The following is a 21,577-nucleotide window of genomic DNA, read 5'->3' on the forward strand; positions in this document are numbered from 1 at the left end:
GCACGCCGCCCGATCAGCCGGCCAGCTGCTCCTGCAGCTCCGCCGAGTAGGCCTTGACCTCGGTGTAGATGCCCGGTTTGCCCGGCCGCGCGCAACCCTCGCCCCACGAGGTGACACCGATGAGCTTCCCGCCGGCCACGAACGGGCCGCCCGAGTCGCCCTGGCACGTGTCCACGCCGCCCTCGGGGTAGCCCGCGCACGTCATCTCCGCCGGGTCGAACTGGAGGTAGGCGGCGCGGCAGTCCTGGTCCGCCATCACCGGGACGGTCGCGCGCAGCAGGTACCGCGACGACGGACCCTGCTCGCTCGTGCGACCCCAGCCGAGCACCCAGCCGTTCGTGCCCGGCTGGTACAGCGCCTCGTCGGACGGCCCGGCGAGCGGCAGCGGCGTGTAGTCCACCGGCGTCCGCAACGTCAGCACCGCGATGTCGTCGCCCTGGTCCGCGGTCACGTAGTCCGGGTGCACCCAGATGCGGGACAGCCGCGCCACCACGCCGTCGCCGCTCCGCTTGTCCTCGCGGCCCGCCACAACCCGGGTGTTGCGGGGCGTGCGGCCGTTGACGCAGTGCGCGGCGGTGACCACCTTGGTCGGCGCGACCAGCGTGCCGCCGCAGAACTGGAACCCGCCGGCGTCGGTCAGGTAGACCACCCAGGGGTGCGCCGCGATGGGCACCCGCTCGCCGCCCACCACGCGGCCGTCGACCACCCGGCCGTCGGCGACGCGGCTGTCCGCGCGATCGCCCGCCCGGCCGTCCACCGGGTCGCCGTGCCCGCGGTCGTCCGCCGCGGCGGTGCCCGCGAGGGCCGTCAACAACGTCATCAACAACGCGGCAAGCCGCATCGCCCCTCCTCCTGATCAAAGGCGTCAGAAGGAGGTTAGCCAGATCAGCCGAATCCGCTGGGCCAAACGGCGGCCTAGCCCGCCCCGGTGAACTTGCTCCGCACCTTGCCCGCCGCGCCCGACAGGACGTCGCCGAACTCGTTGAACACCTTCATGAGCGGGTCCTCGGACTGGGCCGCGGACTCCTTGTAGGACCGCGCCGCCGACCTGATGTCCTCGCTGAACGAGCTGGTCGGGCGGTCGTCCTCGCGCTTCGGATATTCACCCGTCAGGATGGCGCGGTACTCCTCGCTCGCCGCCCACTTCTGCAGCTCCGCCGCCCGCACCACGGCCAGCGGGTGCGTCAGCGGCCACGTCCGGATCAGCTTGAGCACGCTGTCCCGCACGTCCTCGACCTGCTCGTACTCCTTGGCCTGCTTGAGGAACTCGGCCGTGTCGACCTGGGTGAGGTCCATGCCGCCCGCCATCGCCACGTGCACGCGCAGCGCGGCGGACGGGTCCTGCACGCACAGCAGGCCCGCGCGGTCGCACGTCAGCTCGGTCTTGCGGTACCACTCGCACAGCGCCGCGATCACCGCGCGGATCGCCCAGTAGCCGGCGGGCATCCAGCCCAGGCCGTACTGCAGCTGCATGAGCCGGCGCAGGATCGTCTGGTACAGCGCGTGGCCGGACAGGACGTGGCCCATCTCGTGGCCGATGGCGAACCGCAGGCCCTCCGCGTCCAGCAGGTCCACCAGACCCGTGGTCAGCACGATGAACGGCTTGTCGATGCCCAGCGTCATGGCGTTCGGCACCGGGTCGCGCTGCACGAACAACTCCGGCACCGGGTCGACGTCCAGCGTCGCCGCCACCTCCAGCCGGAGCCGGTCCAGCTCCGGGTACTGCTTCGGGCTCACCCGGATGCTCGACGCCAGGTACCCCAGCCGCTCACCGCGCTCGGTGAACGCCCCCGCCACCGCCTGCAGCACCGGGCCGATGCCCGGCACGGCGCGCAGGACCGCCAACGCCCCCCGGTCGACCGGGTGCTCGTACGCCCGCGGGCTGATGCCGGGGAAGCGCACGCGTGCCGTCGACCGTTCGATCTCCTCGCTGCTCATGTCACCCACAGTGCCACGACCCGACACCCGCCCATCCCCGAACGGGCGAATCGGCGTGCACACTGACCCCGTGAACGCAGACGTGCTCGGCACCGACTACGAAACCCGCGCGCTGCCGCTGGGCGGCGGCGACACGACCGCCACCCTCGTCCGCCGGCGCGCGCGGCCCGCGACCCGCGGCGCCGTGCTCTACGTCCACGGCTTCGCGGACTACTTCTTCCAGCGGCACGTCGCCGAGCACTTCACCGCGCGCGGGTTCGACTTCTACGCCGTGGACCTGCGCGCGTACGGGCGGTCGCTGAAGCCGGGGCAGGTCGCGAACTACGTGACCGACCTGGCGGAGCACTTCGAGGAGATCGACGCCGCGGTGCGGGTGATCCGCGAGGAGGACGGCCACCGGCACCTCGTGCTGATGGGTCACTCGACCGGTGGTCTGATCACCAGCCTGTGGGCGCACGAGCGGCGTGCGGACGACGTGCTGGACGCGTTGGTGCTCAACAGCCCGTGGCTGGACCTGGCCGAGCCGTGGCTGCTGCGGACCGTGGGGTCGGCGCTGGTGCGGGGCGTGGGCCGGTTCGCGCCGAAGCTCGTGGTGAAGCCCGGCCTCGCCCCCGTGTACGGCGAGAGCATCCACCGCGACCACCACGGCGAGTGGGACTTCGACACGGCGTGGAAGCCGATCGACGCGTTCCCGGTGCACGCCGGGTGGCTGCGCGCGATCCGCCGCGGCCACGCCAAGCTGCACCGCGGGCTGGACGTGCGCGTGCCCGTGCTGCTGCTGCGGTCGGAGCGCAGCCACCTGCGCGCGAGGACGTGGACGCCCGAGGCGATGACGGCGGACACCGTGCTGGACGTCCGGCACATGGTCCGGTGGGGGCCGAAGATCGGCCGCCGGGTGACGATCGTGCCCGTCGACGGCGGGATGCACGACCTGTTCCTGTCGGCGGAGTCGGTGCGGCGGCGGGCGTTGGCGGAGATCGACGAGTTCCTGGACCAGGTCTGACGGACCGCGCCGTCACTCGGGCGGGGTGAGGCGGAGGTCCGGGTCCACCGGCGGCTCGCCGTCCAGCGGGTCGTCGGGCACGGCGGCGAGGGCGTCCAGGGTGAGGCCGATCTCGCGGGCGTGCGGGTCGGAGCCCGTGGGCGGTGTGGCGAACCAGTCGTGCAGGTCCTCCGGTATCCGGTAGCGGGCGGCCAGGTCGCGGTAGAGGTCGGCGCGTTCCGTCGACTGCCCGGCGAGCTGTCGGAACTCGCGCATCGCCAGCCGCATCCGGATCCAGCGGTAGCGGTCGGTCTTGGCGGCGTCGTCCTCGGTGAACCGGGTGCGCAGCAACCGCCCGGCCTGCGCGCCGCGCCCGGCCAGCGCCAGGATCGTCTCCGGGCGCATGAACAGGTTCGTGCCGCCTTCCAGCGCGCCGACGCGGACGTGCGCGATGCGGCCCCGGTAGCCCGGCAGCGCGGACTGCATGGTGTCGCGCCAGTCGAGCATGGTGTTGAGGATCGCCCACGCGAACTGGCCCACGAGCCCGATGCCCCGCCACGGCGCGCCGCTGGTGGACGCGTCCTGCTCGGGCAGCCAGACGTCCCGGTCGTCTCCCGGCGGGTAGGGCTGGAGGGTCAGCCCGAACGTCGGCCAGCGCGGCAGCGGGTGGTCGAAGAAGTGGATCGGGAAGTTGCTGGTGATGCCGCCGTCGGAGAACCAGTGCACCCGCGGCTCGGGTTCGGCGCGCACCAGCGGCACCGCGGCGATCAGGCCCGGCAGCGGCATGCTCATCCGCACGGCCAGCGCCACGGGCAGGTCGTCGGGCAGCGCGTGGAGGGTGTCGGCGGGGTGCAGCGGGCAGCGGTGGCCGGTGGCGTCGGAGCCGAGCCGGTCGACGGTCCGCCGCGGCAGCACGGTGTTCAGGCACTCGCGGCAGAACAGCCACGCGTCGCGCGGTTCGGTGAACGGCAGCCGGTAGGGGCGTCCCTCGGACAGGTCCGTGGTCATCAGGACCAGGTTCGTGGTCAGGTCGCCGAACGTGAGGTCGGTGACGCCGGACAGGTCGTCCAGCCGGTCCGCGATCCAGTCGGCCAACGGCGGCACGCCGGTGGAGGCGGGCACACCGCAGCGGCGGTCCCAGAAGTTCGACCGGAAGTGACCGGTGCCGGGCACGAGTCCGAAGTGGATGGTGGTGGCCATCCGGTCGAGGAAACGCTTGGCGCCCAGGCCGTACGTGAGCGCGACCGCGCTGACGAACGCGAACCCGAGCACCAGCCACCACACCGCGGCCGTGGCGGCGCTCGCGACGCTCTGGGGCGTCCACCGGGTGCTCGCAGCCACCGGAGCCAGCGGCACGACGAGCAGCAGCGCCGTGCCGACCCGGCGCAGCCACGCGTCACGGCCGGTCGGCAGGACCCGCAGCACGATCGCCGGCACGCCGACCAGCACCACCACCGCGAGCCCGATCAGCAGCCACGTGGGCGTCGCGCCCCACCCGACCGCGTGGAACCACAGCGTCGGGCCGACGAGCCACAGCGCCAGCGCCAGGCCGAGGAACGACCGCGCCCGCCACCCGATCGCGCCGAGGAGGGCGAGCAGCAGGCACGTCAGCGCGCTGCGGCCCGTCGTGTCGCGGCGCTGCATGGACGCCGCGACGATCCGGAACAGCTTCCGGGTGTGCTCGCTCGGCTGGAACAGCTGCGCCATCCGCCAGCCCGGCGCGGCGAACCAGTCGATGACCTCCTTGAGCTTTTGGAACCCGCCGTCGTCGCGGCCCTTCTCGGCGGCGGCGGTGAACGCGGCGCCGATCGCGCCCGCCGACGCGCCGCCCAGCGAGCGGAAGCGGTAGTGCTCGGCCAACTCCACCACGGCCCACGGGTACACGACGCCGCTCGCCGTCCCGCCCCGCATGGTCAGGTCGCAGTACCGGTCGAAGTCCTCGGCCATGGCGAACCTCCCGGCGTCCATGATCTCCCGGTGGCGGCGCGCGCGGCTAGAGGTGCGATCGGGCGATGTCCTCGATCTCGGCCGGCGTGCCGGACATGATCGTGCGGACGTGCTCGGTGAGGAGGTCGACCGGCCAGTCCCACCACCTCGCGCGCAGCAGGCGTGCGACGTCCTCGTCGGCGAACCGCCGCTTCACGGGACGGGCCGGGTTGCCGCCGACCACCGCGTACGGCGGCACGTCGGACGTCACCACCGCGCCGGTGGCGATGATCGCGCCGTCGCCGATCGTGACGCCGGGCATGACGAGGGCGCGGTAGCCGAACCACACGTCGTTGCCGACGACGGTGTCGCCGCGCGTCTCCATGCCGGTGATGAGGTCCAGCGTCCGCTCGGCCCACGTGCCGCCGAAGATGGTGAACGGGAACGTCGACACGCCGGTGGTGAGGTGGTTCGCGCCGGCCATGATGAACGTGGTCCCGGTCGCCAGCGCGCAGAACCTGCCGATGACGAGCTTCTCGGCGCCGTACCCGTAGAGCACGTTGCGCGTCTCGAACTCCAGCGCGTGCTCGGGGTCGTCGTAGTAGGTGTACTCGCCGACCTCGATCGTCGGCGACGTCACCAACGGCTTGAGCTGGACGACGCGGTCGGCGTGCGGCAGCGGGTGGAGGGCGGCCGGGTCGGGGATCGTCGGGTCGGGGATCAAGGGATCAGACTCCTAACGCAACTCACGTTGCGTTAGAGTGGCAGGCCGATGCCCCTTAACGCAACTGGAGTCGCACTGTGACGTCGAGACCCGGTGGTCGCTCCGCCCGCGTGCGCGAAGCCGTCGTCGCGGCCGTGCACGCGGAACTGGTCGAGCACGGCTACGCCGGCCTGACCGTCGAGAACGTCGCCGACCGCGCGGGCGTGCACAAGACGACCGTGTACCGCCGCTGGGGCACGGTTGACGTGCTGATCGCCGACGCCCTGGACCACACCGCGGAGACCACGTGGCCGGTGCCCGACACCGGCACGATCGAGGGCGACCTGATCGCCATCGCCACGGAGGTCGCCGACACCTTCACCGACCCCGACCACAGCTCCGTGCCGGTGGCGGTCGTCGCCGCCGCGCTGCAGTCCGACCGCGCCCTGCAAGCGAAGCGGCGCTTCTACGCGGCACGGCAGGAGGCCGCGGCGCGGGTCGTGACGCGGGCCGTCCACCGCGGCGAGCTGCCACCGCCGGCTGACCCGGTCGAGGTGATCCGCCAGACCTGCGCCCCGCTGTACCACCGGGTCTTCATCTCCGGCGAACCCGTCGACCGCGCCACCGCCGAGCGCGCGGCCAGGGCCGCGCTCGCCGCCGCCCGCGCCGGCCTCCTCTGAGCCGGCACGGCTACAGGTCGTACCAGCGCAGGACCTCCGGGTCGAGGACGCGGGCGGCCAGGCCGATCCGCCGCCGTGTCGGACAGCTCGGCGGCGGCCGCGGGGTTGCCGCGCGGCGGCAGGGCCGGGTCGTCCAGTGCGTCACCATGTCGTCGTGGTGACTCGGCACGAGCAGCCTGGGGCGGGTCGCCCGCAGCGCCCGCGCGGTGTAGTCGTGGACGTTCGCGTGGCCGCTCATGCCGAGCACCAGGACGTCCGGCCGCAGCCCTGCGACCTCGCGCTCCACGTAGTTCGCCGTGCCCGACAGGAACAGCACCGAGAAGCCGCCCACGGTGATCAGGTACGCCAGCGAGCCGCCTTCCACGAGGTCGCTGATGGTCTCCGGGCGCGGCGGCGGCGCGGTCAGGGTGCCGGGCGCGAAGTAGCCGTACGAGCCGAACTGGCTGTGCAGGCTGCGGAACACCCGCACGGTGAAGCCGTGGAAGTCGAGGTGCTCCCCGCCGGACGCGACGATCACGCCCGCGTTCACCCTGCCGGCGGCGGACGCCGTCATCGGGACGGCGGCCAGGCCGGCGGTCGAGCACCTCCGCTGACCGGCGCCTACGCCTTCCGGCCCACGCCCGCGTAGGCGCTGATGTACGCGTCGTCCGAGTCCGGCCGCCACTCCGACAGCGGCACGACACCCGGCTCCACGACGTCCAGCCCGGTGAAGAACGAGGCGACCTCCGCGCCCGTCCGCAGCACCAGCGGGCTGTCGGTGCGGCGGTAGATCGCGTTGACCCGCTCGCCGCTCTCCTGCCCCTCCTGCGACACGCCGTCCCAGCTCGCGTGGGAGATCGCCACGTGGCTGCCCGGCGCCAACGCCTCGCGGTAGCGGGCGATCGCCCGGTGCGGCTCGTCCTCGTCCGGGACGAAGTGCAGCACGGCGGCCATCAGCAGGCCGATGGGCCGGTCGAAGTCGAGCACCTCGCGGACCTCGTCGGCGCCCAGCACCGAGTCCGGGTCGCGCAGGTCCGCCTGGATCGCCGTGGCGCCGGGGTTGTCCGCGAGCAGGGCGGTGCTGTGGGCGACGGCGACGGGTTCGATGTCGGCGTACACCACGCGGGCCGCCGGGTTGGTCTGCTGGGCGATCTCGTGCACGTTGCCGACGGTCGGGATGCCCGAGCCCAGGTCGAGGAACTGGTCGATGCCCTGCGACAGCAGGTACCGCACCGCGCGCCGGAGGAACGAGCGGTTGGCCCGCGCCGCGCCGGACATGCCGGGGAAGATCTGCTCGACCGCCTTGGCCGCCTCGCGGTCGACCGCGAAGTTGTGCGAGCCGCCCAGGAAGTAGTCGTACATCCGGGCCGCGCTCGGCCGGCTCAGGTCCACCGACGACGGAACCCAGCTCGCCTGCTCCATGCGCACACATCTCCTCGTCAGCCGACGGCGTGATCGTTCCCGCACCGCGAACGGGGCACAACCCCCGAACGGGCGCTCGCGATGGTGCCGGCAGGCGCCCATCCCCACGAAAGGCGGTGCTCGCTCAGGGCGAACACCAGGCGGAAACAATCTCCGGCTCACCTTGGTTGAGCCAGTCAGACTCAACTTTGGAGGGATCATGGGCGAGACGTTGGCGCTGCCGGTGCTGCCGCTGGACGACGTGGTCGTGCTGCCGGGCATGGTCGTGCCGATCCGGCTCAGCGGCTCGGACGCCACCTCCGAGGCCCGTGCCGCGATCGAGGCCGCCACGGCCGCCGGCGAGGCGTCCGGCGGCCAGGCCAAGGTGCTGCTGGTGCCCCGGCTGGACGGCAAGTACGCCAAGGTCGGCACGCTGGCGCTGATCGAGCAGGTCGGCCGGCTGTCCGGCGGCGAGCGCGCGGCCGTGGTGCGCGGCACCGAGCGGGTCCGCATCGGCACCGGCACGACCGGGCCCGGCGCGGCGCTGTGGGTGGAGGCGACCGTGGCGGACGAGCCGCCGGTGGACGACCGCACCCGCGAGCTGGCCCGCGAGTACCGGGCGCTGGTCACCACGATCCTCCAGCAGCGCGGCGCGTGGCAGGTGGTCGACTCGGTGCAGCAGGTCGACGAGCCGTCCGCGCTGGCCGACCTCGCCGGGTACGCGTCGTACCTGAGCGAGGACCAGAAGGTCTGGCTGCTGGAGACCAGCGACGTGACCGAGCGGCTGGAGAAGCTGCTGGAGTGGGGCCGCGAGTACCTGACCGAGCTGGACGTGGCCGAGACGATCCGCAAGGACGTCAAGGAAGGCGTGGAGAAGCAGCAGCGGGAGTTCCTGCTGCGCCAGCAACTGGCCGCCATCCGCAAGGAACTGGCCGAGCTGGACGGCAAGCCCGCCACCGAGGAGCAGGACTACCGCGCCCGCGTCGAAGGCGCGGACCTGCCCGAGCACGTGCGCGAGGCGGCCCTGGCCGAGGTCGACAAGCTGGAGCGCACCGCCGAGCAGTCCCCCGAGGTCGGCTGGATCCGCACCTGGCTCGACACCGTCCTCGACATGCCGTGGAACGAGCGCACCGAGGACTCGTACGACATCGCGGGCGCACGGGCCGTCCTCGACGCCGACCACGCCGGCCTCGACGACGTGAAGGAACGCATCACCGAGTACCTGGCCGTGCGCCGCCGCCGTGCCGACCGGGGCATGGGCGTCGTCGGCGGACGGCGTTCCGGCGCGGTCCTCGCCCTCGTCGGCCCGCCCGGCGTCGGCAAGACGTCGCTCGGCGAGTCCGTCGCCCGCGCCATGGGCCGCGAGTTCGTCCGGGTCGCCCTCGGCGGCGTGCGGGACGAGGCGGAGATCCGCGGCCACCGGCGCACCTACGTCGGCGCGCTGCCCGGCCGGATCGTGCGCGCCATCTCGGAGGCGGGCTCGATGAACCCGGTCGTCCTCCTCGACGAGATCGACAAGGTCGGCGCGGACTACCGCGGCGACCCGACCGCGGCCCTGCTGGAAGTGCTCGACCCGGCCCAGAACCACACCTTCCGCGACCACTACCTGGAAGTCGAGCTGGACCTGTCGGACGTGGTCTTCCTGGCCACCGCGAACGTCCTGGAGTCCATCCCCGGCCCCCTCCTCGACCGCATGGAGCTCGTCCAGCTCGACGGCTACACCGAGGACGAGAAGGTCACCATCGGCCGCGACCACCTCCTCCCCCGGCAGGTCGAACGGGCCGGCCTCACCCCCGACGACGTCACGGTCACCGAGGCGACGCTGCGCAAGCTGGCCGGCGAGTACACCCGCGAAGCCGGTGTGCGGCAACTGGAACGCTCGCTCGCCCGCATCCTCCGCAAGGTCACCGCACGCGTCGCGCTCGGCGAGACCGAACTGCCGGTCACCGTCGACGTGCCCGACCTGCGCGGCTACCTGGGCTCGCCCAAGCACACCCCGGAATCGGCCGAGCGGACCGCCGTCCCGGGCGTCGCGACGGGCCTCGCCGTCACCGGCGCCGGAGGCGACGTCCTGTTCGTCGAGGCGTCCCTCGCGTCCTCGGAGACCGGCGCGGCCGGCCTCACCCTGACCGGCCAGCTCGGCGACGTGATGAAGGAGTCCGCCCAGATCGCCCTGTCCTACCTGCGCTCCAACGACACCCGGGCCGGGGTGCTCGCGGAACGCGGCGTGCACATCCACGTGCCGGCGGGCGCGGTGCCGAAGGACGGCCCGTCAGCGGGCGTGACCATGACGACGGCCCTGGCGTCGCTCCTGTCCGGCCGCCCCGTCCGCGCCGACGTGGCGATGACGGGCGAGGTGTCCCTGACCGGCCGCGTCCTGCCGATCGGCGGCGTCAAGCAGAAGCTCCTCGCCGCCCACCGCGCCGGCATCACCACCGTGCTCCTGCCCCAGCGCAACGAGCCCGACCTCGACGACGTCCCCCAGTCCGTCCTCGACGAACTCACCGTCCACCTGGTCGCCGACGTGCGGGAAGTCCTCGCGCTGGCCCTGGAACCCCACCAGGCCACCACCGCCACCGCCGCCTGACCCCGACGGAGCCCGGTCGACCACAGGTCGACCGGGCTCCCACGAACTCACCCCACGACCAACCGACGGCCGGCCCAACCACACACCTGGACAAACCCTCACCCACACACCCTCAACGCAGGTTGCACAGGTCCAACGGCACGCCGTCCGCCGTCACGCACGGCAGGTACCCGGCATCCTTCATCCGCAGCCGGGCGTCACCGTGTTCCCGCACGTACGCGACGAACCGCCCGGCCAACGACCCCGCCGCCGGCTCCGACCGCGTGTACAGGTACTCGACGGTCCAAAACGGGTAGCCCGCCTCGACCCCCGCCGCCGCGTCGAACACCTTGCCGTCCAACGACAACGCGGTCAGCGCGTTCGTCTTCCGCGCCTCCGCCACGGACGGCGCGTCGGCGTACCCGATGGCCCCTTCCACCGCACCGATCTCGCGCACCACGTCCGCGTTCTCGTCCCGCTCGCAGCGGATCACGGGGGCCTCGGGCGCGCGGTCCTTCACCCGGCAGTCGTTGGACGACAACGCGCTCTCGGTCGTGCCCAGCACCCGCCGCTCGAACAGCTCCCGCGTGCCCGACTCGCCGCCCCGGCCCACGACCCTGATCGGCAACGGGTCACCGCCGCGCAGCTGGCTCCAGTCCGTGTAGACGCCGGCGTAGATCCCGCGCAGCTGCGGCACGGTGATGGTGTCCATCCCCACCGACCCGTGCACCACCACGTGGTACACCACGATCGCCAGCTGCTGCGCGTACACGCCCGGCACGTCCTGCTTGCCGTCCGACAGCGCCACCACACCGTCCGCGCCGCCCGCGACCTCGCGCACGCCCTGGATGCTGCCGGTCGCCGTCGTCGTGATCTCGGCGTCGCGGCACACCCGCTCGTACTGGTCGGCGATGGTGGCCATGGTCGGCATGAACACGCTCGACCCCTCCACCCGCAACGCGCCGGACGCGCACGCCACCGTCGCGTCGGTCGAGCTCTGCGGCCACGCCATCACCAGCACCAGCACGGCGGCGAGCACCGCGGCCAGACCGCCGGTGAACCTCGGCAGCGTGATCAGCCGCTCGGGGCGCTCGTCGTGCACGATCCCCGCGCCGCCGAGGTCGCCGACCACCTTCACGTCCTTGCCCAGCTCGCCGTCGGGGTTGCTGTCGGGCTCGCGCAGCACCACCAGCAGCTTGAACTTCTGCTTGCGCCGCAACGAGAGGTTCTCCAGCCGCACGCCGCGCCACACCGGCTCGCCGGGCGGCTCCGCGGACACCGCCAACCCGCCCCACCGGGCCACGCGCTGAGCCATCCGCTCCCGCACGGTCGGCAACGACGCCCGCACCGGTGTCGCGGCCGCCCCGACCGCCCCGGCCTGCCCGGTGTCGCTCTCCGTGCCGAAGAACTGGAGGGTCCGGCGGATCTCCGCCTTCAGCTCCTCCGACCCGGCCTCGGACACCCTGGCGTTCCACACGATCCGCTTGCCGAAGGTGAACGTCAGCGGCTTGTCGAAGTCCTCGCCGTCGATGTCGTAGCTGCCGGTGTTGCGGACCCGGATCACCACGATGCTCATCCGGTCCAGCACCCGCACCAGTTCCCGCAGCTGCGGCGAGTTCGGGTCGGTGCCGTCGTGCAACTGCTCCGGGCCGAGCCCGATCTTGGAGTTGTAGAGCACGCGGAACCCGAGCCGCTTGCGGCGCACGAACAGCCGGTCGATGACGGGCGTCGCGAACAGCAGCGCGATCGCGAGCGCGACCGGACCGGGGCCACCGAGGAAGTCCAACGCGGACCGCAGCACCTGCACACCCGATTCTCGGTCGGCGGACCGACCGGGAACCGGGTCATCACCGGACGTTCACCACGACTTCACGCCGTGGCAAGGGATTCCGCGCGCAGCCTGCCGCACACCTGCCTCGGAGCTCAGTGCCCCACGTCGATCACCACGCGGGTGGGCGAGTCGAGCAGGAACACCCGGTGCCACGAGTCGCGGCGCAGCCCGAGGCCGACGGTCAGGTTGGCCTCGAAGTCACCCGTGATCGCCACCGCCTGGACGTTGGCCAACGCGGGCGTCTCGAACTTGCGGGGACCGGTGTACGTGGAGTTGCCGTTGTCGTCGTGCGCCGCGGCCGGGGCCGAGCGCACCTCCAGGAAGTAGCTGCCCGGCAGCGGGACCGGGTTGCCGGAGCCGTCCTCGACCAGCCGGTCGACGCACCGGATGTAGAACTGCGGCCGGTGGCCGGAGAGGTCGAGCACGACGCGGTCGAAGTCGGCGTGTCTGCCGGAGCGGATGCCCGTCAGCACGGGCGTCTGCGTCATCGACATCCCGGCCGACAACGCCGAGGTCGACGCCGAGGTCGACGCCGAAGCGGCCGGGACCACCACCCCCACCGCGACCATCGCGAGAGCGAGCAGGGCGAGTTTTCCGAAGCGATTGTTCATGGGGCCCTCCGTGGGCTGACCGGCTCAGTGCCGGCACACCCCTAGAGACGTGTCGCACGTCACACGGTTGCGCGCGGATCGGCGAGGAAGTCCTCCAGCACCACGGGCGTGACGCCGTCGAGCTTGCACCGCTCCAGGAAGGCCACGAAGTCCTCCACGAACGTGTGCCGGAAGTGCATGAGCACGATGTCGCCGGGGTTGAGCCGGTTGCCCGCCTGGAACTGCACCACGCCGTCGTTGACCGCCGCCGTCCACATGACCAGGGCGGTGAACCCGCAGTCCGCGGCGGCCCGGCGGGTGGTGCGGTCGAAGTTGCCGAACGGCGGCCGGAACAGCGTCGGCTTCGCGCCGAGCTGGGCGCGCAGCAGGTCGGCGTTGCCGCAGATCTCCTGGCGCTGGAAGTCGTACGACGTGCCGTCGAGGTTCGGGTGGGTGGCGGTGTGCGCGTGGACCTCCGCCGCGCCGTGGAAGGACCTGAAGTAGTCGGCGTGGCCGTCGACGTGCTTGGAGTTCAGGAACAACGTCGGCTCGACGCCGCTCTTGCGCATCAGCTCCAGCGCGGCGGGGTGGCGGACGGCGCCGTCGTCGATGGTGATGAACACGTACGGCCGGTCGGTCTCGATGCGCCGGACCACGGGCACCAGGCCGTCGGTGGTCGGCGGGACGTGTTGCTGCGGCGTCCCGAAGCGGTACGGCTGCTGGAACACGGGGACGACCACGCCGCCCGGTCCCGGCACGGCGGTCGGCGGCGTCGTGGACGTCGTGGGCGAGGCGGACGTCGCCGTGCCCGTGGTCGCCATCGCGCCCGGTGGCCGCGGCCCCTGCGGCTCCGGCGCGCAGGCCACCGCGATGACGGCGGCCGCGACCGCCACTCCGATCCGTCTCATCCGGGTTCCCCTCCACCGGCCGTCACCCGATCAGGTGACGGTCCCGCGGGTGGAGACGTCCGACGACCACCGAGGTTGCCCGGCGGTCCGCCCTCGCCGGCGATAAGGTCGTCCGCGCCGACAAGATCACGTGTGGAGGACCTGATGAGCCTCGAACGACCCGTCGCACCCGACCCGTACGCGCTGCTGCCGGAGGTGGCGTCGTTCACCGTCAGCTCGACCGACGTGGCCGACGGCCGGCCGCTGTCGGAGGCACACCTGTTCGAAGGTGGCAACACCTCGCCGCAGCTGAGCTGGACCGGCTTCCCGGACGGCACCAAGAGCTTCGTGGTGACGTGCTTCGACCCGGACGCGCCGACGCCGTCCGGCTTCTGGCACTGGGTCGCGGTGAACATCCCGGTGACCACGACGTCCCTCGACACCGGCGCGGGCGCGTCGGACGACACGCTGCCCGACGGCGCGTTCCACGTGCGCAGCGACTTCGGCACGCGCGCGTTCGGCGGCGCCGCGCCGCCGCCCGGCGACCAGGTGCACCGCTACTACTTCGTGGTGCACGCGGTGGACGTCGAGAAGCTCGACGTGGACGGCGACGCGTCGCCCGCGGTGGTCAGCTTCAACCTGGCCTTCCACACCCTGGCGCGCGCGATCCTGGTGCCGACCTACGCCCACTGACGTGACCGGCGACGTCGCGGGAACAAGTGCCCCGCACCGCGGGTTGGAGCACGACGTGAGGCACTTCGACCTGGTCATCATCGGTTCCGGTTCCGGCAACTCCATCGCGGACGAGAGGTTCGCCGGCTGGAAGGTCGCGATCGTCGAGAAAGGCGTGTTCGGCGGCACGTGCCTGAACGTCGGGTGCATCCCGACGAAGATGTTCGTGCACACCGCCGACGTCGCCGCGGCACCCGCCTCGGGCGCGCGGCTGGGCGTCGACGCGCACCTCGACGGCGTGCGGTGGACGGACGTGCGCGACCGGATCTTCGGCCGCATCGACCCCATCTCCGAGGGCGGCCGCCGCTGGCGGGCCGAGGAGAACGCGAACGTCACCGTGTTCGCGGGCACGGCCAGGTTCACCGGCCCGAAGACCCTCGACACCGGCACCGGCGAGGTGATCACCGCCGACCGGTTCGTGCTGGCCGCGGGCAGCCGGCCGGTCGTGCCGGACGTCGCGGACCTGGCGTCCGCCGGCTACCACACCAGCGACACCGTCATGCGCCTCGACGCGCTGCCCCCGCGGATCACGATCCTGGGCAGCGGGTTCGTGGCGGCGGAGTTCGCGCACGTGTTCTCGTCGTTCGGGGTGGCGGTGACCGTGATCGCGCGGTCCGACCTGCTCCTGCGCCACGAGGACCGCGAGGTCGCCACCCGGTTCACGCAGGTGGCGTCGGAGAAGTGGGACGTGCGGCTGCGCCGCAAGGCGGTGCGGGCCGAGCGGGTCGACGGCGTGGTGCGCCTCCACCTCGAAGGCCCGGACGGCGCGGAGGTCGTGGAGTCGGAGGAACTGCTGGTCGCGGTCGGCCGGACGCCGAACTCCGACCTGCTGGACTTGGCCGCCACGGGTGTCGACGTGCACCCGGACGGCCGGATCGTCGTGGACGAGCACCAGCGCACCTCGGTCGAGGGCATCTACGCGATGGGCGACGTCAGCTCGGAGTACCAGCTCAAGCACGTGGCCAACCACGAGGCGCGGGTCGTGCAGCACAACCTGCTGCACCCGGACGAGCCGATCGCGTCGGACCACCGGTTCGTGCCGGCCGCCGTGTTCTCGTCGCCGCAGGTGGCGTCGGTCGGGTTGACCGAGGAGCAGGCCGTCGCGCGCGGCGTGCGGTACGTGGCGGCGTCGCAGGCCTACGCGTCCATCGCGTACGGCTGGGCGATGGAGGACACCACGGGCTTCGCGAAGGTGCTGGCCGACCCGGACACCGGGCTGATCCTGGGCGCCCACGTGATCGGGCCGCAGGCGTCGAGCGTGATCCAGCCCGTGATCCAGGCGATGAGCTTCGGCCTGGACGCGCGGACGATGGCGCGGGGCCAGTACTGGATCCACCCGGCCATGCCCGAGGTGATCGAGAACGCGCTGCTCAACCTGCCGCTGACCTGACCGCCCCAGCAACGCCCCGGACACGGGCGACCCGGCCGCACCCCTCGCGCGGCCGGGTCTTTTGTATCCGTAACCGACACATCGCACCGGACGGCCCCGGCGTTATCCGCACCCGTCCAACCTCACGCGAACTTCACGGCGACCCCGCCCGCCGACCACCGGAACCCGACCTCGCGAACCCGGCCGGGCGACCGCCGACTAGACCGTGCGCGGCCGGCCCGCGACCCAGCCCAGCACGGTCAGCACGACCAGCAACACCGCCAGGACCAGCATCGACACGGTCCACGTCCCGGTCACCCCGCGCAGCACGCCGAACGCGAACGGGCCGGACGCCGAGATCAGGTAGCCGAGGCTCTGCGCCATCGCCGACAGCCGCGCCGTGTCCGCGCCGGACGACGTCCGCAGCGAGATCATCACCAGCGCGAGCGGGAACATGCCCATGCCGACGCCGATCAGCACGACCCACAGCCCCGGCGCGGCGGCGGGCGCGAGCGCCAGGCCCAGCACGCCCAGCACCGACAGCACGCCGAGCACGACCACGAGCCCGGACTGGCTGCGCCGCCGTGCGGCCAGCGGCGGGACGATCAGGCTCACCGGCACGCCGAGCACCATCGTGATGGCGAGCAGCAGCCCGGCGGTGGTCCGGTCGACGCCCGCGTCGCCGAGGATCTGCGGCAGCCACCCCATGACGGTGTAGGCGAGCAACGACTGCAGGCCGAAGAAGACGGTGATCACCCACGCCAGCGGGCGGCGCACCATCGACCGGCCGACGACCGGCCGACGCGTGACGGGCCGGGCGGAGGAGCCGTGGCGGGCCGCCGCCAGCCAGATCACCAGCGCGGCCAGCGACAGGAACGCCCACGCGCCCACGGCGAGCCGCCACGACCCGAAGGCGGATTCGAGGCCCGGGGTGAAGGCCGCGCCGAGGGCCGCGCCGGCGGCGAGGGCGGCCGTGTAGACACCGGTCACCAGGCCGACCCGGCCGGGGAACGACTCCTTGACGACCACGGGGATGAGCACGTTGCAGACCGCGATGCCCGCGCACGCGATGAACGTGCCGCCGAGCACCGCCGCCGGGCCGTCCACGACCCGCAGCACGAGGCCCGTCGTCAGCACCAGCAACGACAGCCCGACCGCGCGGGCCATGCCGAGCCGCCGGCCCAACCAGGGCGCGAGGAACGCGGCGAAGCCGAAGCAGACCGTGGGAACGGCGGTCAGGAGGCTCGTCCACGCGGTGGAGACGCCGAGCGACACCCGGACGTCGCCGAGCACGGACGCGAGGCTCGTGACGGCCGGGCGGAGGTTCGCCGCGGCGAGCGCTACGCCGATCGCCAACAGGGTGCTGCCGACCAGGGCAACTTGGCGGTTCCGCCCCACCCCACCGGCGGCGGTACCGCCAGGATGGGCCCCGGTCGTCACCTCGCCGCCGGTTCCGGTGGCAAGGTGAGCGGTCGGCGGTGACCAGTCTGGCTGGGTCTGCTGGATTGCCACGCGACTACTATCGCAGACATGGGATGTTCGGATGAAAGGACGATGCTGTGCCGTTGGCCACTACTCGACGGACCGGGCTCGTCGACCAGGTGATCGACCAGATGAGAAGCGCGATCGCCGCCGGTGAGTGGCCGGTCGGCCGACGCATCCCGCCGGAGCCGGAGCTGGTCAGCGCCCTCGGCGTGGGCCGCAACACCGTGCGGGAGGCGGTGCGCGCGCTGTCCCACGCCGGGCTGCTGGAGGTGCGCCAGGGCGACGGCACGTTCGTCCGCGCGACCAGCGAGCTGTCCGGCGCGGTCCGCCGCATGTGCGGCACCGAGCTGCGCGAGGTGCTCCAGGTGCGGCGGACGCTGGAGGTCGAGGGCGCCCGGCTCGCCGCGACCCACCGCACCGACGAGGAGCTGCGCAAGCTGGAGGCGCTGCTGGCGGAGCGGGACGACGCGCTCGCCGCCAAGGACTGGACCCGGCTGGTCGAGCGCGACACCGCGTTCCACGTGCTGCTCGTCCAGTGCTCCCACAACACCCTGCTGGCCGAGCTGTACCAGGGCCTCACCGAGGCCGTCCGGGCGAGCATCACGGCCGCCGTGGAAACCGACCACGAGGACGACCAGGTGTCGCACACCGGCCTGCTCGACGCGGTGCGCGACCGGGACTCCGCCCGTGCCGCCGCCGAGGCGGGCAGCTTCCTCGAAGAGCTGCTGGAGCGCCACGGGGACTGACCGACCGACCCACCGCGCCACCACCGACGTCCCGGCCACGCGACGCCACCGCCGACCGCCACCGCCACCGCCACCGCCACCGCCACCGCCCGAGGCAATCACCGCGCGAGGCAACCGCCCAACGCGACCGCCGCGCAAGGCGACCGCGAGACGACCGCCCGACCTGGCGACCGCGCGAACCACCCGACGCGACCGCCGGCGAGGCCGCCGGAGGCCTGCGAGGCCGTCAGGGCCACCGCGACACCCGGCCCGGTCACGCCGTCTCGCGCTGCTCCCAGCAGGACCGCAACGCGGCGAGCGTGGCCGTGACGGCGGGCCGGCGCGTGGCCTGCGTGCGCCACACGGCGAACACGCGGCGCGTCGGCGTCGGCAGGAACGGCACCGCCCGGACGGCGTCCGGCAGCGCGCCGCGACCGAGCCGCGGCAGCAGGGCCACCCCGATCCCCTTGGCCAGCAACGCCAATTGGGTCTCGTACTCGGCGATCCGGTAGGCCAGGTCCGGTTCCATGCCCGCGCCGCGGAACGTGTTCACCAGCCAGTCGTGGCAGATCGTCCCCTCGGGCTGGCAGATCCACCGCTCGCCCGCCAGGTCCTCCGGCGCCACCGACTCCCGCCCCGCCAGCGGGTGGTCGACGGGCACCAGCACGTCCGCGACGTCCACGCCGAGCCGCACGCGGGACACCGGCTCCGGCACGGCCAGCGGCGCGTTCACCCAGTCGTGGGTGACGGCCAGGTCCAGCTCGCCGCGCGCCACGGCCTCCAGTCCGTCCGGCGGGTCCAGCTCGACCAGCCGCACGTCCAGCTGCGGGTGCTCGTCGGCGAGGCGCGCGAGCGTCGCGGGCAGCAGACCGCGGGCGGCGGTGGCGAACGCGCCGACCCTCAGTTCGCCCACCGCCGCCCCGCGCTGCTCCTCCAACGCCACCTCGGCGTGCTCGACCAGCGCGAGCACCTGCCCGGCGGTGGCGGACAGCAGGTGCGCCGCGTCGGTCAGCGCGACACCGCGACCGCGCCGTTCCAGCAGCGTGGTGCGGGTCTCCCGCTCCAGCTTGGCGATCTGCTGCGACACCGCCGACGGGGTGTAGCCCAGTGCCGCAGCCGCCGCGCCGACCGAGCCGTGCTGCGCCACCGCGTGCAAAGCGCGGAGCCGTCCGAGATCAAGCATGTAGCGATCCTAAACCGAAAGCTTCAGCATTATTCGCTAGTGCTAAACGATGCTCGCGCTGAGACTCGGTGGCGTGAAACCACGTCACGTCGCCGTCGCGGTGCTCGTCGCCACCATCTGGGGCGTCAACTTCGTCGTCATCAAGGTGGGCCTGCGCGACTTCCCGCCGCTGTTCTTCTCGGCGCTGCGGTTCCTCGCCGCCGCCGTGCCCGCGCTGTGGTTCGTCGGACGGCCCAAGGTGGCGTGGAAGTGGGTCGTCGCGGTCGCGCTGGCGCTCGGCGTCGCCAAGTTCGGGTTGGTGTTCGTCGGCATGGCCGCCGGGATGCCCGCGGGCCTGTCGTCGCTGGTGCTCCAGAGCCAGGTGTTCTTCACCGTCCTGTTCGCCGCCGTGCTGCTGCGCGAACGGCCGCGTCCCGTGCAGCTGCTCGGGATGGCCGTCGCGGCGGTCGGGATCGTGGTCATCGCCGTCGACTACGGCGTGAGCAGCCCGATCTCGGCGTTCCTGCTCGTGGTGCTCGGCGCGGTGGCGTGGGGCCTGGCGAACGTCGCCACCCGGTACGCCCGGCCGCCGGACCCGCTCAACTTCATCGTGTGGGTCAGCGCGGTGGCCGTGCTGCCGCTGCTCGCGCTGTCACTGCTGTTCGAGGGACCGGCCGCCGACCTCGCGGCGCTGCGCGGCCTGAGCTGGACCGGCGTCGGCGCGATCCTGTTCATCGCCTGGGGGTCCACGCTGCTCGGCTTCGGGCTGTGGAACCTGCTGCTGCGCACCTACGAGGCGAGCGCCGTGGTGCCGTTCGCGCTGCTGGTGCCGGTGGCCGGGATGCTGTCCGGGTGGCTGCTGCTCGGCGAGGCCGTCACGCCGGTCCGCCTCGGCGCGGCCGCGCTGGTGATCACGGGCATGGCGGCGACCACGCTCAAGCGGCGGACCCCTCGGCCGACACCGCCCGCCGTGGTGGAGGCGCCCGTCGCGGTGCCGTGAAGCCGGGTCCCGTGAAGCCAAGTCCCGTGAAGCCGGGGGGTCACGCGACCGGCGGCGCGCCCGCGGGCGGGATGACGGGCAGGCCCGCCGGCGCGCCGCGCTCCAGCAACGCCCACACCGCGTCCGTGTCGAGGTGGTCGGCGACCAGGTCGCCGAGCAGGTCCAGCTGCGCGGCCCGGCGACCGGCGAAGTCGACGTCCGGCGCGGGCGTGAACCCGTCCCGCCCCGCGTGCCCGGCGGCCCAGCGCAGGAACTCCCGGCGGAACGCGTCGTTCTCCAGCAACCCGTGCCAGTGCGTGCCGGCGACCCGCCCGCGCACCGCGCCTTCGGGCGTGCCGTCGGGCAGGGCGACGAGCCCCTGCTCGCCGTTGCGGGTGACCACGCCGTGGTGGATCTCGTACCCCGTCACCGGTTCGCCCAGCGCGGTCCCGTGCGGCCGGCGCAGGGTCTTGTCCGGCGCGAACCGCACGTCCACGTCCAGCAGGCCGAGCCCCGCCACCGCGCCCGCCTTCGACTCCACCTCGTCCTCGATCGTCCGGCCGAGCATCTGGAACCCGCCGCAGAGGCCCAGCACCGGGCCGTCGTGCGCGGCGATCGCGTCGGCCAGGCCGGTGTCCCGCAACCACTTCAGGTCCGCCACGGTGGCCTTCGAACCCGGGACCACCACCAGGTCCGCGTCGGCCAGCCGGGACGGCTCGGTGACGAACCGCACCGACACCCCCGGCTCGCACGCCAGCGCCTCCACGTCGGTGGCGTTGGAGATCCGCGGCAGCCGCACCACCGCCACCCGCAGCCACTGCCCGCCGCGCGGCGGCTCGGGCCGGCCGATCACGCCGTCCGCCGCGTACGACAGGGAGTCCTCGGCGTCCAGCCACAGCTCCTCCCGCCACGGCAGCACGCCGTACACGGGACGTCCGGTCAACGCCCCCAGCTGCCGCAGGCCCGGTTCGAGCAACGCCGGGTCGCCGCGGAACTTGTTCACCACGAACCCGCCGACCAACGCCTGGTCGGCCGGGTCGAGCAGGGCGAGCGTGCCGAACAGGTGGGCGAACACCCCGCCGCGGTCGATGTCGCCGACCACCAGCACCGGCAGGTCCGCCGCCCGCGCCAAGCCCATGTTCGCGATGTCGTCGGCCCGGAGGTTGATCTCGGCGGGCGATCCCGCGCCCTCGCAGACCACCACCTCGAACTCGTCGCGCAGACCGTCCAGCGTCGCGAGGACGGTGGTGAGGAGCTCGGCCTTGCGCGCCCGGTACGACAACGCCGACACCTCGCCGACGACCCGGCCCAGCACGACGACCTGGGAGCTGCGGTCACCGCCCGGCTTCAGCAGCACGGGGTTGAACCGCACGCTCGGCTCCAGCCCGCACGCGGCCGCCTGGAGCGCCTGCGCCCGGCCGATCTCGCCGCCGTCCTGCGTCACGACCGAGTTGTTGGACATGTTCTGCGCCTTGAACGGGGCCGTCCTCACGCCGCGCCGGGTGAGCCAGCGGCACAGGCCGGCCGCCAGGACGCTCTTCCCCGCGTCCGACGTCGTGCCGGCCACCAACAACGCACTGCGCACGTGGTCCCCTCACCGCCGTCCGGGCCGACAAGCGGACTTTGTCGGTTCCGGCTGACA

General features: G+C 73.0%; 19 protein-coding genes. 7 read left to right on the forward strand and 12 right to left on the reverse strand.

Features of this window, described 5'->3' with window-relative positions; all coding sequences use genetic code 11:
• Nucleotides 1-13: 13 nt before the first annotated feature.
• Both ACRAKH_RS27625 and ACRAKH_RS27630 read right to left on the reverse strand, forming a co-directional pair.
• On the reverse strand, nucleotides 14-841 hold the full coding sequence (locus ACRAKH_RS27625) for a S1 family peptidase (RefSeq protein WP_380724690.1): 828 nt from the start codon (nucleotides 839-841) through the stop codon (nucleotides 14-16).
• A gap of 74 nt (nucleotides 842-915) precedes the next feature.
• The gene (locus ACRAKH_RS27630; protein ID WP_380724689.1) at nucleotides 916-1,938 is read right to left on the reverse strand and encodes a M48 family metallopeptidase; all 1,023 of its coding nucleotides are present in this window, start codon (nucleotides 1,936-1,938) and stop codon (nucleotides 916-918) included.
• 70 nt (nucleotides 1,939-2,008) lie between these two features.
• Between ACRAKH_RS27630 and ACRAKH_RS27635 the strand changes: the two genes are divergently transcribed.
• Complete coding sequence (locus tag ACRAKH_RS27635; RefSeq protein WP_380724688.1) at nucleotides 2,009-2,941, forward strand: alpha/beta hydrolase; 933 nt, start codon at nucleotides 2,009-2,011, stop codon at nucleotides 2,939-2,941.
• Between the two features lie 12 nt (nucleotides 2,942-2,953).
• Here ACRAKH_RS27635 and ACRAKH_RS27640 read toward each other — a convergent pair whose 3' ends face one another.
• Nucleotides 2,954-4,888, reverse strand: a complete 1,935-nt coding sequence (locus ACRAKH_RS27640; RefSeq protein WP_380724687.1) for a patatin — start codon at nucleotides 4,886-4,888, stop codon at nucleotides 2,954-2,956.
• Between the two features lie 25 nt (nucleotides 4,889-4,913).
• Complete coding sequence (locus tag ACRAKH_RS27645; protein WP_380724686.1) at nucleotides 4,914-5,570, reverse strand: CatB-related O-acetyltransferase; 657 nt, start codon at nucleotides 5,568-5,570, stop codon at nucleotides 4,914-4,916.
• A 110-nt stretch (nucleotides 5,571-5,680) separates the two neighbouring features.
• On the opposite strand from ACRAKH_RS27645, the gene ACRAKH_RS27650 reads away from it, so the two are divergent.
• Nucleotides 5,681-6,229 carry a TetR/AcrR family transcriptional regulator gene (locus tag ACRAKH_RS27650; RefSeq protein WP_447009389.1) on the forward strand — a complete coding sequence of 183 codons (549 nt, stop codon included), beginning with the start codon at nucleotides 5,681-5,683 and terminating at the stop codon, nucleotides 6,227-6,229.
• Nucleotides 6,230-6,239: 10 nt separating this feature from the next.
• Here ACRAKH_RS27650 and ACRAKH_RS27655 read toward each other — a convergent pair whose 3' ends face one another.
• The gene (locus ACRAKH_RS27655; protein WP_447009390.1) at nucleotides 6,240-6,746 is read right to left on the reverse strand and encodes a hypothetical protein; all 507 of its coding nucleotides are present in this window, start codon (nucleotides 6,744-6,746) and stop codon (nucleotides 6,240-6,242) included.
• Nucleotides 6,747-6,829: 83 nt separating this feature from the next.
• Entirely contained in the window at nucleotides 6,830-7,630 is an 801-nt protein-coding gene (locus ACRAKH_RS27660) for an SAM-dependent methyltransferase (RefSeq protein ID WP_380724683.1), read from the reverse strand.
• A 199-nt stretch (nucleotides 7,631-7,829) separates the two neighbouring features.
• Between ACRAKH_RS27660 and lon the strand changes: the two genes are divergently transcribed.
• Nucleotides 7,830-10,196 (forward strand): endopeptidase La, encoded by a 2,367-nt coding sequence (gene lon, locus ACRAKH_RS27665; RefSeq protein WP_380724682.1) that lies wholly within the window; start codon nucleotides 7,830-7,832, stop codon nucleotides 10,194-10,196.
• Nucleotides 10,197-10,308: 112 nt separating this feature from the next.
• Here the strand turns inward: lon and ACRAKH_RS27670 are convergent, their stop codons facing one another.
• The 3 genes from ACRAKH_RS27670 to ACRAKH_RS27680 form a co-directional block, all read right to left on the reverse strand.
• Nucleotides 10,309-11,982, reverse strand: coding sequence for a PstS family phosphate ABC transporter substrate-binding protein (locus ACRAKH_RS27670; protein WP_380724681.1), 1,674 nt, complete (start codon nucleotides 11,980-11,982; stop codon nucleotides 10,309-10,311).
• A 116-nt stretch (nucleotides 11,983-12,098) separates the two neighbouring features.
• Complete coding sequence (locus ACRAKH_RS27675; RefSeq protein WP_380724680.1) at nucleotides 12,099-12,617, reverse strand: AMIN-like domain-containing (lipo)protein; 519 nt, start codon at nucleotides 12,615-12,617, stop codon at nucleotides 12,099-12,101.
• 59 nt (nucleotides 12,618-12,676) lie between these two features.
• Nucleotides 12,677-13,504: a polysaccharide deacetylase family protein gene (locus ACRAKH_RS27680; RefSeq protein WP_380724679.1), complete on the reverse strand. Its 828-nt coding sequence runs from the start codon at nucleotides 13,502-13,504 to the stop codon at nucleotides 12,677-12,679.
• A 144-nt stretch (nucleotides 13,505-13,648) separates the two neighbouring features.
• Between ACRAKH_RS27680 and ACRAKH_RS27685 the strand changes: the two genes are divergently transcribed.
• Complete coding sequence (locus ACRAKH_RS27685; protein WP_380724678.1) at nucleotides 13,649-14,176, forward strand: YbhB/YbcL family Raf kinase inhibitor-like protein; 528 nt, start codon at nucleotides 13,649-13,651, stop codon at nucleotides 14,174-14,176.
• Nucleotides 14,177-14,231: 55 nt separating this feature from the next.
• The gene (locus ACRAKH_RS27690) at nucleotides 14,232-15,605 is read left to right on the forward strand and encodes a mycothione reductase (RefSeq protein WP_380724698.1); all 1,374 of its coding nucleotides are present in this window, start codon (nucleotides 14,232-14,234) and stop codon (nucleotides 15,603-15,605) included.
• Between the two features lie 198 nt (nucleotides 15,606-15,803).
• On the opposite strand, the gene ACRAKH_RS27695 is transcribed toward ACRAKH_RS27690, so the two are convergent.
• Nucleotides 15,804-16,982: an MFS transporter gene (locus ACRAKH_RS27695; protein ID WP_380724677.1), complete on the reverse strand. Its 1,179-nt coding sequence runs from the start codon at nucleotides 16,980-16,982 to the stop codon at nucleotides 15,804-15,806.
• A 161-nt stretch (nucleotides 16,983-17,143) separates the two neighbouring features.
• Here ACRAKH_RS27695 and ACRAKH_RS27700 point away from each other — a divergent pair, with 161 nt between their 5' ends.
• Nucleotides 17,144-17,815 (forward strand): FadR/GntR family transcriptional regulator, encoded by a 672-nt coding sequence (locus tag ACRAKH_RS27700; RefSeq protein ID WP_380724676.1) that lies wholly within the window; start codon nucleotides 17,144-17,146, stop codon nucleotides 17,813-17,815.
• 253 nt (nucleotides 17,816-18,068) lie between these two features.
• Here the strand turns inward: ACRAKH_RS27700 and ACRAKH_RS27705 are convergent, their stop codons facing one another.
• Nucleotides 18,069-18,977 carry a LysR family transcriptional regulator gene (locus ACRAKH_RS27705; RefSeq protein WP_447009391.1) on the reverse strand — a complete coding sequence of 303 codons (909 nt, stop codon included), beginning with the start codon at nucleotides 18,975-18,977 and terminating at the stop codon, nucleotides 18,069-18,071.
• 73 nt (nucleotides 18,978-19,050) lie between these two features.
• Here ACRAKH_RS27705 and ACRAKH_RS27710 point away from each other — a divergent pair, with 73 nt between their 5' ends.
• Nucleotides 19,051-19,956 carry an EamA family transporter gene (locus ACRAKH_RS27710; protein WP_380724337.1) on the forward strand — a complete coding sequence of 302 codons (906 nt, stop codon included), beginning with the start codon at nucleotides 19,051-19,053 and terminating at the stop codon, nucleotides 19,954-19,956.
• A 40-nt stretch (nucleotides 19,957-19,996) separates the two neighbouring features.
• Here the strand turns inward: ACRAKH_RS27710 and ACRAKH_RS27715 are convergent, their stop codons facing one another.
• The gene (locus ACRAKH_RS27715; RefSeq protein ID WP_447009392.1) at nucleotides 19,997-21,520 is read right to left on the reverse strand and encodes a cobyric acid synthase; all 1,524 of its coding nucleotides are present in this window, start codon (nucleotides 21,518-21,520) and stop codon (nucleotides 19,997-19,999) included.
• Between the last annotated feature and the right edge of the window lie 57 nt (nucleotides 21,521-21,577).

This window comes from Saccharothrix hoggarensis (genome assembly GCF_052936025.1).

What these genes read in the sequence shown, in the direction of transcription:
- lon (WP_380724682.1), top strand. Translation starts at nt 7,830, where the DNA reads ATGGGCGAGACGTTGGCGCTGCCGGTGCTGCCGCTGGACGACGTGGTC.
- ACRAKH_RS27630 (WP_380724689.1), bottom strand. Translation starts at nt 1,938, where the DNA reads ATGAGCAGCGAGGAGATCGAACGGTCGACGGCACGCGTGCGCTTCCCC.
- ACRAKH_RS27640 (WP_380724687.1), bottom strand. Translation starts at nt 4,888, where the DNA reads ATGGACGCCGGGAGGTTCGCCATGGCCGAGGACTTCGACCGGTACTGC.
- ACRAKH_RS27680 (WP_380724679.1), bottom strand. Translation starts at nt 13,504, where the DNA reads ATGAGACGGATCGGAGTGGCGGTCGCGGCCGCCGTCATCGCGGTGGCC.
- ACRAKH_RS27660 (WP_380724683.1), bottom strand. Translation starts at nt 7,630, where the DNA reads ATGGAGCAGGCGAGCTGGGTTCCGTCGTCGGTGGACCTGAGCCGGCCG.
- ACRAKH_RS27685 (WP_380724678.1), top strand. Translation starts at nt 13,649, where the DNA reads ATGAGCCTCGAACGACCCGTCGCACCCGACCCGTACGCGCTGCTGCCG.
- ACRAKH_RS27705 (WP_447009391.1), bottom strand. Translation starts at nt 18,977, where the DNA reads ATGCTTGATCTCGGACGGCTCCGCGCTTTGCACGCGGTGGCGCAGCAC.
- ACRAKH_RS27625 (WP_380724690.1), bottom strand. Translation starts at nt 841, where the DNA reads ATGCGGCTTGCCGCGTTGTTGATGACGTTGTTGACGGCCCTCGCGGGC.
- ACRAKH_RS27675 (WP_380724680.1), bottom strand. Translation starts at nt 12,617, where the DNA reads ATGAACAATCGCTTCGGAAAACTCGCCCTGCTCGCTCTCGCGATGGTC.